Consider the following 12,381-nt stretch of genomic DNA (forward strand, 5'->3'; position numbering starts at 1 on the left):
GCCTCGCAAGACCTTGCAATATCAGACGCCAGCAGAGAAGTTCGCACAGTGTGTTGCGTCGACCAGTTGAGATCGCCACCAAAGTGCATCAATACAGGCCCGCCAGAGACACGTTCTCGGGTCGTAGGTGGCCCCGCATAGAGGACGTCACCATTGCCCGCCAAAAGGCGCAGCCCCTTGGCATCACGCACCAAGCGCGCATCGACGCGCGTCGAGCTTTGCGCGGCATAGGCATGGCCTGCGACCTCGCCCGATGATGTTTGACCATAATAGTCAGAGGGCGAAGTCAACGTCTATTCCTTCCAAATCCGTGAAGGCATCGCCAAAGGCGCCGACTTGCTTTTCTTGTACACCGACAAAGGTGTCCAAAGTGCCTTTGACAGTAATATAGGTGTTGCGCGCAAGATAACGCGACATACGCACATGGGTCCATGGCAACATCAGCCCAAAGGACACCATGACCGCCAAAGCATTGGTGATCGCGATACCGACCAAGGCCAAGGGTTTGACTGTAGAAGTGAACTCATGCCCGCCTTGAACACTTGCCGCAGCATAAACAGCGTTGCGGATATAGGCGCGATAGATAAAGCCGGCAGGCAGAACGGCAACGATAATAATGAGGACAGGTACAATCTGCATCAATTTCGATGTCATCCAAATTGAATCTGCGCCGAACAACTGCCCCGAAGCCAAGGCGGGTCCAAAGAAAGCCACCGTGATCGCAATTGTAATGCCAACGCCCCAAAGAACCGCAAAGACCAGTGCTTTGTAAAACGGTCCAACGCGGCTTTCAAAATCAAACTGCGCCGTGCCATAACGATGGTTTTTTACGTAATACCGTTGTTGGGCACGCGCCACAAACGGCCACGCAAGATAAAGCGTAAAGATACACAAAAACGGGTAAAGCAAAAACACCTTGAGAGCATGGCCGAATGTGCCGTCGAATCCAAAGCGAAGCCCAGAAAAAGATGTCATCCGCGCGTTAAATTTTAAAGATCGATTGATCAAGTAAGGACCAATCCCAATGAACCCAAGGGCCAAGATGAGCCCGACGACAGGAATGGCCGAAAGCACGGAATAAAGAATAAGCGCCACGACAACGATGGCGCGCCCGATTAAGATCTGCTTGCCCGTGGCATGATAGTCAAACCTGCGCCCATCAATGGAAGTGTTTTGCGCAAAGTACTTCTTGGTTCGCACTTTAGCCCAAGCGGAATAGATGCCAAAGGTGACAATCGACAACATTAAATTAACGATCCAGATGCCGAAATAGGTCTGCGCATCACCTTTGAACTGCACTTGAAACCTATCACTCGTATCCATCAATCACTGCTTTCCGTTGAAATTTCGGGCAATCTCTCCCACCTCAACGCGAAAAGCAATCACACAATGGGCAGTTTCATTCCATTCGCGTCAATTCAGGCTGGCCTTTTGACGGTACTCAGGCTATGCGACGCGCAACCACATGGATTAAGAGAAAGACCAAGCATGGATCTTCGCAACATCGCTATCATTGCCCACGTTGACCACGGCAAAACCACACTCGTTGACGAACTGCTCAAACAGTCCGGCACTTACCGCACAAACCAAGCGACAACTGAGCGCGCTATGGACAGCAACGACCTTGAGCGCGAGCGCGGGATCACCATCCTTGCCAAAGCGACCTCTGTCGAGTGGAAAGGTCATCGGATCAACATCATCGACACACCAGGTCACGCTGACTTTGGTGGCGAAGTGGAACGCATTTTGTCCATGGTGGATGGTGTTGTGTTGCTCGTTGATGCCGCCGAAGGTCCAATGCCACAAACCAAATTTGTGACATCTAAAGCTCTTGCTTTGGGTCTGCGCCCAATCGTTGTATTGAACAAAGTCGACAAACCAGACGCCGAACCTGACCGCGCCTTGGACGAATGTTTCGATCTCTTCGGATCTTTGGACGCAAGCGACGATCAACTCGATTTCCCACACTTGTACGCTTCTGGCCGTTCTGGCTGGTGCGACAATGAACTCGACGGTCCACGCAAAGATTTGGGCGCTCTGTTTGATCTTGTCATCAACCACGTCCCTGCCCCTAAGCAGTTGAAACAGCGTGACGAAGCTTTCTCTATGCTCGCCACAACTTTGGGTGCCGATCCCTTCCTTGGTCGTATTCTTACGGGCCGTGTTGAAACAGGTACGCTGAAAACCGGCGCGACTGTTCAAGCCTTGACACGCAATGGTCAAAAAATCGAGCAATTCCAAATCAAGAAAATCCAAGCCTTCCGTGGCCTTGGCATGCAAGACATTGATGAAGCTGTTGCAGGCGATATCGTTTCTGTTGCTGGCATGAGCAAGGCGACAGTGTCTGACACGCTTTGTGCTTTGGAAATCGAAACACCGCTTGAAGCACAGCCTATCGATCCGCCAACCATCACTGTCACCTTTGGCATCAACGACAGCCCTCTGGCTGGCCGCGATGGTAAAAAAGTTCAGTCGCGTATCATTCGTGACCGCTTGATGAAAGAAGCCGAAGTGAACGTGGCGATCAAAGTCACTGACTCTGAAGGCGGAGACTCCTTCGAAGTTGCCGGTCGTGGCGAGCTTCAAATGGGTGTTTTGATCGAAAACATGCGTCGCGAAGGCTTTGAGCTTTCCATCTCGCGTCCACAGGTTTTGATCCGCAATATCGATGGCGTCAAAATGGAGCCGATCGAGGAAGTCACCATTGACGTGGATGACGAATACTCCGGTGCTGTGATTGAAAAACTCACAGGTGCACGCAAAGGCGATTTGGCCGAGATGCGTCAACAAAACGGCAAAACACGTATTATCGCGAACGTGCCGTCACGTGGCCTCATCGGCTACCACGGCGAGTTCTTGACAGATACACGCGGCACCGGTGTTCTCAACCGTGTGTTTCTTGAATGGGCCCCACACAAAGGTCACATCCCAGGCCGTCGCGCTGGTGTTTTGATCTCTATGGATGCTGGTAAAGCCGTTTCCTACGCTATGTGGAAATTGGAAGACCGTGGTTTCTTCTTTATCAGCCCACAAGAAGACGTGTACCAAGGCATGATCATTGGTCAGCACTCACGTGAAAACGATCTCGAAGTGAACCCGCTTAAAGGCAAGCAGCTCACCAACGTTCGTGCTTCTGGTACAGATGAAGCGGTAAAACTGACCACGCCAGTGAAATTGTCCCTCGAGCAAGCGATTGCCTACATCGATGACGACGAACTGGTTGAAGTTACGCCAAACGCGATCCGTCTGCGCAAACGCTTCCTCGATCCAGTGGATCGTAAGCGTCAGGGCAAATCTGGCAAATAAGCCATTCTAAATAATAACAAAACGCCCGCTGAAAACAGTGGGCGTTTTGCGTTTTAGTCGATAAAATCTTGTTCTAGACCACGAGGTCGAACACCATGATCCCGTCACCGCCGCCGTCACAAATCGCCACCAACGCCCCGCCCGCCGCCTTATGTGCACGATGTATGGCATAGGCTTCCAGCGCCGTTTGACTGTCAAAAGTCATGACAAAGCCATGGGTGAACTTTTGCGATTTTTGTTCCAAGTCGATATTCGGACCTGCCTGAAACGACAAAAGCCCATCGCAAATAGGCACGAGCGCGCTTAACTGGGTAAACACCGAGTCAATCTCACTGTTTTGGGTTCCAGCGCGTATCGCGCAATAAACAGAATGAATGATCATGTTTTGCTGCCTTGCAGACGAGGAACGTGTTGATCAAGCATAACCACGTTGCCATCTGGATCGGAAAAAATACAATGTGCCGCACCATCGCCATCAACACAGGGGGTAGCGATTTCGATACCACCAGCGACCAACTTGGCCTCGATGTCACGTATATCGTCAAAACCGTCAACGGGTTGTGCGGACTGATCCCAACCAGGGTTAAACGTCAGCATATTGCCGTCAAACATGCCATGGTAAAGACCAATCAAATGCGCTCCGTTTTTCATGACGACATAGCCATGGTCGGGATCGCCGCCAAACTGCGTGACCCCCAACGTTTCGTAAAACGCCTTGGACACCTCAAGATCTTTCACGCTCAAACTGACGGAAAAAGTGCCTAAATTCATATGTCGCTCCCGTTTTGGACCGCATGATCCACAACAGAGTTCCATGAATTAGGCCACAGGCAAAGTAAAAAGCGGGCAGATGGTCCCTGCCCGCTTTTAAAATCTATTCAGACGTTTCGATCACCATCAACTCGCGCTCAGACGCGCCGCGCGCGAAATTGAGTGCTTCTTGATACTCTGGTGAATGATAGCAAGCCACGGCCGTGTCCACGTCAGGGAACTTTGCGACAACATTGCGGGCGCGCTCTCTGCCCTCAAGCTGCACAAAACGCGCTGCACGTGCGATGAATTCACCGCCGTGTTTGGCAATTGCAGGACCTGCGAGTGCAGCGTATTTCCCATACGCCTCTTCATCCGTGACCGTTACATTTGCAATCCAAAGTGCGCCCATCGTTTAGCCCTCCAAAACTTTTGTGGCGGCTGCGATAGCTGCATCCGCGCCTGAAATATCTTTACCGCCGCCCTGCGCCATGCTTGGACGACCACCTCCGCCTTGGCCGCCAAGTTCGACGACAGCCGCCTTCAACAGATCGACCGCAGACAAAGCTCCTGTCAGATCATCTGTCACGCCGGTGGCCACAGCCACTTTGCCATCATCGTCTGAAATCAACAGAACAGCGCCAGAACCAAGGTTGTCTTTATGCGCATCAATCAAACCGCGCAGATCCTTGCCGCTCACGCCAGATAGAACCTGCGCGATGAACTTAACGCCATTGATTTCAACGACTTCCGCCGCACCATCACCAGACATAGCCAGTTCTTTTTTCAGGTTCGCGACCTCTTGTTCAAGGCGCTTGCGCTCCTCAGACAAGGCTTTCACGCGATCCACAACGCCCGCGATGGGTGTTTTCAGCAACGCCGCAATCTGCACGCCGCGGTCTGCCTCAAACGCCAAGTGATCCAAGGCCGCCTGCCCTGTAAGCGCTTCGATACGGCGCACACCAGCAGAGGACGCTTGATCCCCAAGCACCACACAAGCACCGATATCGCCCGTGCGCGTCACATGGGTGCCGCCACAAAGCTCAAGCGAATATGTCTTGCCATCGTGGCCCTTGCCGGTGTCGGCCATGCCCATGGACACAACGCGCACTTCGTCACCGTATTTCTCGCCAAACTGTGCTTGTGCACCGATGGCGCGTGCGTCGTCTGGCGTCATGATGCGGGTCTCGACAGGTGTGTTTTGACGGATGAAGGCGTTGACGTCTTGTTCGACTTTAGCCAGCTCTTCGGGTGTCAGACCTTTGTTGTGCGAGAAATCGAAGCGCAAACGATCTGGGGCATTCAAGGACCCGCGCTGCGCCACGTGATCGCCCAAGGCAACCCGCAAAGCTTCATGCAGCAAGTGCGTGGCAGAGTGATTGGCACGAATAGACGCGCGACGGGCATGATCAACGGTCAAAACCGCGTTCTCGCCTGCCTCGATCGTGCCGTCAGTCACCTTGGCCATATGAATAAAGACGCCAGCGACCTTTTTGGTGTCTGTGACTTCAGCAGAGCCCGTAGGGGTACGGATCACGCCGCTGTCGCCCACTTGCCCACCGCTTTCGCCGTAAAACGGCGTTTGATTCACAACGATGCAAACTTCGTCACCCGTATTGGCGGAAAGTGTTGTCGCAGACTCCGCGATAAGCGCCAGAACTTGGCCTTCGGCGGTTTCGGTATCGTAGCCTAAGAACTCAGTCACGCCGTGTTCTTCGGCGATCTCGAACCAAATGGTGGCGTCAGCCGTGGCACCAGATCCAGACCATGCCGCGCGGGCTTTGGCTTTTTGCTCGGCCATGGCAGCATCAAATCCATCGGTGTCGACCTCGAGCCCCTTTTCGCGTAACGCATCTTGGGTCAAATCGAGCGGGAAACCATAAGTGTCGTAAAGTTTAAATGCAGAGGCACCAGGCAACTTCGTACCCTCAGGCAAGCCACCAAGTTCGTCGTCCAACAAGCGCAAACCGCGATCAAGCGTTGTTTTGAAACGGGTTTCTTCCAGTTTCAGCGTTTCTTCGATCATGGATTGACCGTGGCGCAACTCTGGGTAGGCCTCGCCCATTTGTTTGACCAAAGCGGGTACCAATTGGTGCATCACGGGATCTTTGGCACCCAACAAATGCGCATGACGCATGGCGCGGCGCATAATGCGACGCAACACATAGCCGCGGCCTTCATTGGATGGCATCACACCATCGGCAATCAAGAAAGACGTCGATCGCAGGTGATCTGCGATCACGCGGTGATGCACGTTTTGATCGCCAAAGGGATCTGAATTTGTTGCGTGTGCAGAGGCTTCAATCAAAGCCTTCATCATGTCGGTGTCGTAATTGTCGTGGCTGCCTTGCAAAAGCGCTGAAATACGCTCCAAGCCCATGCCCGTGTCGATGGACTGCATGTCAAGATCGACCATAGAGCCGTCAGCAAACTTTTCATTTTGCATGAACACGAGATTCCAGATCTCGATAAAACGATCACCATCTTCTTCGGGCGATCCGGGAGGACCACCCCAAATGTGCGCGCCGTGATCATAGAAAATCTCGGTGCAAGGACCACAGGGCCCCGTGTCGCCCATCTGCCAAAAGTTGTCAGAGGTCGCGATGCGGATAATGCGATCTTCGGGCACGCCCAGTTTCTTCCAAATCCCGTAAGCTTCGTCATCGGTGTGATACACGGTGACAGAGAGCTTGTCTTTCGGGATTTGGTAAACATCGGTGATCAGCGTCCAAGCATGTGCAATAGCTTGTTCTTTAAAGTAATCGCCAAAAGAAAAGTTGCCGAGCATCTCGAAAAATGTGTGGTGACGCGCGGTGTATCCCACATTGTCGAGGTCATTGTGTTTGCCGCCTGCGCGCACACATTTTTGCGCTGATGTGGCACGCACGTAATCGCGCTTTTCCACACCGGTGAAACAGTTTTTAAACTGCACCATTCCGGAATTTGTAAACATCAAGGTCGGATCATTGCGCGGAACCAGCGGAGAGCTGTCCACGACTGTGTGATCATTCTTCTCGAAATAGTTGAGGAAGGTGGAGCGAATATCGTTGACGGTTGGCATATTGGGCTCTTCTCGCAGGCTGGATTGCGGTTGTTCCCAAAGGGTTTACCCAAGCCCGTGAGGGCTGTCCATGCCAAGCTGTCGTAAACGCCGCAAAAGCCCAATGCACAAGGGCCGCAGCATTGCCGCCACGGCCCCTTAATGCTTTACAAGCAGATGTCTTAAATGCCGCGAGACCTATTCGTCGTCAAGCACGTCGGATTTACCACCAGCAGTCCCGGCTGCGACATCCATATCGAAGTCCAGACCATGCGCCGCGCGAATTTTATCTTCGATTTCAAGCGCCATTTGCGGGTTGTCACGCAGATATTTCTTAGCGTTTTCGCGACCTTGTCCGATACGTTCATCACCGTAAGAATACCAAGAGCCCGATTTATCAACCACACCAGCCTTGGCACCAAGATCCAAAAGCTCGCCGCGCTTGGAAATGCCTTCGCCATACATGATATCAAATTCAACCACTTTGAACGGTGGCGCCACTTTGTTTTTCACCACTTTGACGCGGGTCTCGTTGCCAACAATTTCGTCACGATCTTTGATGGACCCAATGCGGCGTATATCAAGACGCACTGACGAGTAGAATTTCAAAGCGTTACCGCCAGATGTCGTCTCAGGCGAGCCAAACATCACACCAATTTTCATGCGAATTTGGTTGATAAAAATCACGGTACAGCCAGAACGGTTGATAGAACCGGTCAGCTTGCGCATCGCTTGAGACATCAAACGCGCTTGGACGCCAACTGAGCTGTCGCCCATGTCGCCTTCAAGCTCGGATTTTGGCGTCAAGGCAGCAACGGAGTCGACGACAACCATAGATACAGCGCCAGATCGCACCAAAGTATCAACGATTTCAAGCCCTTGCTCACCTGTGTCTGGCTGCGAAATCAGCAACTCGTCAAGATCAACCCCCAGCTTGCGGGCGTAAATTGGATCAAGCGCATGCTCAGCATCGACAAAAGCGCAAACGCCGCCTTTTTTCTGTTCTTCTGCAATACAATGCAGTGTCAGCGTTGTTTTACCTGAACTTTCAGGACCGTAGATTTCAACGATCCGCCCCTTTGGCAGACCGCCGATGCCCAAGGCAATATCAAGCCCGATGGAGCCTGTGGAGGTCGCTTCAATTTCTTGGGCCGGATTGTCCGCACCCATTTTCATGATCGAGCCTTTGCCAAACTGACGCTCAATCTGAGCCAGCGCACTGTCGAGCGCCTTTTGCTTGTCACCGCTTTGCTTGTCGCCGTTTTTCTTCATGGTCTTGTCTGCCGCCGTAGCCATTGTTCAATTCCTTATCACACACCCCTGAACTGGCGGCAACGACTGCCTGCACAACACTCAAAGGATTTGCTCTTGTTCGCCTCTTGTTCTTATTAACCCTTATGAGACCAAAAGGAGAACATTTCAATCAATTTATTTATAAGACTAACGATCGAGCGTAATGATTAATATTAAGTTTAAATGTATGACATTAAAACCCAACTTGAAAAGTTACATTAATTTACAAAATTAATACATTGATAAATAACATTAATCCATATATTTTGATGCCAAATTTTTATCCCATCATTGCAATTGTTTCTGCACAGTGGTCGTTAACTCAGACAAAGAAAAGGGCTTCGGCAAGAACACTGAGTTGGGAATCCGAGCTTGTTGTTCCGAAAAATGATCTTCCGCATAGCCAGACACAAACACAACCTTCACATTCGGTCGGTTTTTGAGCGCCTCAGATACCCAGGTTGGTCCATCCATTCCCGGCATGATCACATCACTAACAAACAAATCGACCTCGAGCTCTTGATCCTCTAAAGTCTCAAGCGCGTCTTCTGCGCAATCCGCCTCGATCACAGTGTACCCCCGCATCCGCAACGCACGGGACGCGAAGGCCCGCACGGGCGCTTCGTCTTCGACCAGCAGAATAACACCTGATCCGCGCGCAGCTTGGTTTTCAACCACTTCAATGGCAGGCACTTTCGTCTCGACGATGGCTTCAGCAAGCGCAGTATGCGCTGGCAGATAGATGGAGAATGACGTCCCGGACCCAACAACCGAATCGACAAAGATAAATCCACCAGTTTGTTTGATGATCCCATAAGCCGTGGATAGGCCTAGACCGGTGCCCTCGCCTGTACGTTTGGTGGTGAAAAAGGGCTCAAAGATTTTTTGCAACCGTTCAGGCGGGATGCCGACACCTTGGTCGGTCACTTTGACCAAAACATATTCCCCCTCGGGCACAGACGCACGGTCGCGGACCAAGGGCGAAGTCAAAATTTCATTGCGCGTTTCAATTTTGATCTCTCCGCCTGCGGCCATGGCGTCGCGCGCGTTGACCACGAGGTTCATGATGACCTGTTCGAGTTGGCGCTTGTCCACTCGGATGGGCAACAGCCCCACGTCATGTGCCAAGGTGAGCAACACTTTCTCTCCGACAAGTCGGTTCAAAAGATGTGTCAAATCCGCCAAGGTATCACGCAAATCTATCACTTCGGGTTTGAGCGTCTGTTTGCGTGAAAAAGCCAATAATTGTCCCACCAATGACGCCGCGCGATTGGCATTTTGATGGATTTGAACAAGATCTCCGTAGTCAGGATCGGCGCGATCATGGCGTAACAACAATAAATCACAATGACCCGATATAGCTGTCAAAAGGTTATTAAAATCATGAGCAACACCGCCCGCGAGCTGGCCGATGGCCTGCATTTTTTGACTTTGCACGAACTGCGCCTCAAGAGATTTCAACTCGGTCGCATCGGATAAAACAGCAATAAGTTCGACTGAATCCTTGCCTTCGATCCTATTCAAAGACACCTGCAGAAACGTGTCATTTTTGGATCGCGACGCTCGGACAAATTCAGGTTTGCGTGCGCGACCCAGAGCCACTTCGGACACCCAATCGACAACGGATCGCCCAAGCCCTTCGACAACATCACCAAGGTTCATTTCATCTGTACTAACAACAGACAAAATTTCACGCGCGGGTCGATTGGATTGCGTGATTGAGCCATCTAGGCCAACCCGCAACAAGGCAACGGGCAAAGCGTCAAAGGCATCCCAATCATTCACATTAGGTGCTTTTTCGGGTAGAAAATAGACTTCCCTATGCCCGTTTGCGGTCTCAAAAACGGGCGCGCGCGCATAGATGCGCCCTTCGGTTCCAGCCAACATGTGGATATCACCAGCGCGCAGCGGCAAATCATTTATGATGCGATCAAGCTGTGTATCGCGGTGCCCAATAAGACGTCGAAGCGCATCGTTCACAAACAAAACCGATCCAGATTTCGACAGCGTAAGCATCGGCAGAGAAATGGCATCAAGAGAAGAGTCATGGCTTCGATCAGCAATGTCTTCGAGGCGCCATAAGAAGCCATCTTCACCCAGCAAATGCACCGACAGTCGCATATGACCTTGTCGCATGACGACGTCCTCGCGGGCGGCCCCTTTGGCCAAGGCCCGAGATTGTAGCCGCGCGAGCGTGGCGCTGGGAGCTGCGAAAAGGTTTTCAAGCGCGGCCAACAAGGTTTGCCCCCCGTGCCCGCCGAACCGCTCAACAGCTGCTGCGTTTTCATAACCGATGACGCCATCGATGTCGGTGGTGAATGAGGGCGCTGCATCGTGAGACACAAATTCGGAGATAGAGCGATGAAAGCGTTTGCGCGCAGAAGAATGTCGGTGCGCTGCAATGGTAATGATCGCAGATGACCACAGCAAAACCGCGCCAGCCGAAAATCCCATGAGCCCGATCTGCGTCTGAGGAACCAGAAGTGCTGCCGCACAACAGGCCCCACCACCGACAGCAATTTTGAGTGCATTTGGAGAAAGTCGCAGCGCCAGTTTTGTAAATTTACCAGCCGTCAATGCTCCGCTTGTCATCAAGCCTCCCTTGGCGCGCATCGCGCATCATACGTGTTTGGTTTTACTATGCAGTCATAATGGTTAACCGCATTTTAAGAGTAGAGACCAGCACGATAGACGTAAGGGATTAATCGGTAAAGTTGTATTGCGTGAAAAAAATAAATCGCCAAAGTAGAGTGGTTAGGCCGTTTTAGTTAAAACAGCGACATAGAACCCATCACCACCCTCAAGCGGTGTGATCAGACGGTCCGATGTCAGTTCAAACGAAGGGTGCCGATCTAAAAACTTAGAAATCTGCATTCTGTTTTCAGCATCGAACAAAGAACAGGTTGCATAGGCCAGAGCGCCACCAACAGCGACGCGCGGCGCGACCTCATCAAGGATTTGAGCTTGCACATTTGTTAACGCTTCTAGGCGCGTGTCTTGTAACGTCCATTTGGCTTGCGGCGCACGCGCCCATGATCCCGATCCAGAACAGGGCGCATCACATAGTACAAGATCATAAAGCTCTGCCAAATCCGCCAGACGCGCCGTGGCGATTTCAATCCCTGCACGTGAGGCACGCGGAGCGATATCTTGCATACGCGCAGGATCAATATCGTGGGCCGTCACAGTCATATCGGCTTGCACGGCCATGGCCAATGCCTTGCCGCCACCGCCTGCGCAGTAGTCCAAGACGCTCATACCGTCTTTGAGCGGCAAAGCGTCGATGATGGCTTGAGACCCTGCATCTTGCAGCTCGACCAGCCCCGTCAAATAGGCCTGAGAACGCGCAACACCGCGCGCACCGACTGTGACTTTCAATGCTGTGGGTGACAAAGCATGAGGCTCAGTTTCAATGCTGTCCGCCAAAAGCACCTGTTGCGCCTCGGCCAATGTGGCTTTGCCTGTATTCACGCGTAAAAACACCGGTGCGCGGCTGCGAGAGGTGCTTAGAACCGCACCTGTGTCATCCCCCAAGACCGCATCATACAAAGGTAAAATCCAGTCTGGGCAATCTAAACGCACAGCGCGCGGCGCCTCTGCCAGATCAGGCAAGTCCATCTCATCTTCGCTGAGCGGCGCGGGCGCAAAACGCGCCTCTAGGAACATCGTATCAAGATCAACACCTGTATCGCGCAGCATCCCGATCATCAACTGACGCCCCGTTGGGCGCGGCCCTTCTTCTGTATCACCAGTGCGACCACCCGCGCCACCAAGCCACGCATAAGAGCGCAAACAACGCAACGCATCAAACACGTGATCACGAATGGCCGCTCGGTCTTTGGAGCCCGCATAGCGATGCCCGCGCGCCCAAGAGGTCAAAACGCGCTCGGCGCTTTCGCCGTCCATCACAGCATCAAGAATTTCAATCGCAGCAGAAATGCGGGCAACAGGGGTCATGGGCGGCATCCGTTTTAGGAGTATCTGAAATGAGA

The 12,381-nt window shown here is 52.3% G+C and carries 10 protein-coding genes; 1 reads left to right on the forward strand and 9 read right to left on the reverse strand.

Translation table 11 applies throughout. The features are described from left to right. Both WNY38_RS13440 and WNY38_RS13445 read right to left on the reverse strand, forming a co-directional pair. On the reverse strand, positions 1 to 290 hold a 290-nt coding region (locus WNY38_RS13440), incomplete at its 3' end, for a hypothetical protein (protein ID WP_342857862.1). Next, positions 274 to 1,323: a YjgN family protein gene (locus tag WNY38_RS13445; protein ID WP_342857863.1), complete on the reverse strand. Its 1,050-nt coding sequence runs from the start codon at positions 1,321 to 1,323 to the stop codon at positions 274 to 276. The genes WNY38_RS13440 and WNY38_RS13445, both read right to left, overlap by 17 nt. A 165-nt stretch (positions 1,324 to 1,488) precedes the next feature. On the opposite strand from WNY38_RS13445, the gene typA reads away from it, so the two are divergent. Next, positions 1,489 to 3,306, forward strand: coding sequence for a translational GTPase TypA (typA, locus tag WNY38_RS13450; RefSeq protein WP_342857864.1), 1,818 nt, complete (start codon positions 1,489 to 1,491; stop codon positions 3,304 to 3,306). Between the two features lie 73 nt (positions 3,307 to 3,379). Here typA and WNY38_RS13455 read toward each other — a convergent pair whose 3' ends face one another. The 7 genes from WNY38_RS13455 to WNY38_RS13485 form a co-directional block, all read right to left on the reverse strand. Continuing rightward, positions 3,380 to 3,688, reverse strand: a complete 309-nt coding sequence (locus WNY38_RS13455) for a Dabb family protein (protein WP_342857865.1) — start codon at positions 3,686 to 3,688, stop codon at positions 3,380 to 3,382. Further along, positions 3,685 to 4,077, reverse strand: coding sequence for a VOC family protein (locus WNY38_RS13460; protein ID WP_342857866.1), 393 nt, complete (start codon positions 4,075 to 4,077; stop codon positions 3,685 to 3,687). Before WNY38_RS13460 ends, WNY38_RS13455 begins: the two co-directional genes overlap by 4 nt. 103 nt (positions 4,078 to 4,180) lie before the next feature. Beyond that, complete coding sequence (locus tag WNY38_RS13465) at positions 4,181 to 4,468, reverse strand: DUF1330 domain-containing protein (RefSeq protein WP_342857867.1); 288 nt, start codon at positions 4,466 to 4,468, stop codon at positions 4,181 to 4,183. A 3-nt stretch (positions 4,469 to 4,471) separates the two neighbouring features. After that, entirely contained in the window at positions 4,472 to 7,117 is a 2,646-nt protein-coding gene (gene alaS / locus WNY38_RS13470) for an alanine--tRNA ligase (RefSeq protein ID WP_342857868.1), read from the reverse strand. Between the two features lie 177 nt (positions 7,118 to 7,294). Further along, the gene (gene recA / locus WNY38_RS13475) at positions 7,295 to 8,392 is read right to left on the reverse strand and encodes a recombinase RecA (RefSeq protein WP_342857869.1); all 1,098 of its coding nucleotides are present in this window, start codon (positions 8,390 to 8,392) and stop codon (positions 7,295 to 7,297) included. A 285-nt stretch (positions 8,393 to 8,677) separates the two neighbouring features. Then, positions 8,678 to 10,981, reverse strand: coding sequence for an ATP-binding protein (locus WNY38_RS13480; protein WP_342857870.1), 2,304 nt, complete (start codon positions 10,979 to 10,981; stop codon positions 8,678 to 8,680). A 162-nt stretch (positions 10,982 to 11,143) separates the two neighbouring features. After that, complete coding sequence (locus tag WNY38_RS13485; protein WP_342857871.1) at positions 11,144 to 12,346, reverse strand: RsmB/NOP family class I SAM-dependent RNA methyltransferase; 1,203 nt, start codon at positions 12,344 to 12,346, stop codon at positions 11,144 to 11,146. Between the last annotated feature and the right edge of the window lie 35 nt (positions 12,347 to 12,381).

It is taken from the genome of Pacificibacter sp. AS14 (assembly GCF_038899935.1).
In the GTDB taxonomy this organism is placed as follows: Bacteria; Pseudomonadota; Alphaproteobacteria; order Rhodobacterales; family Rhodobacteraceae; genus Celeribacter.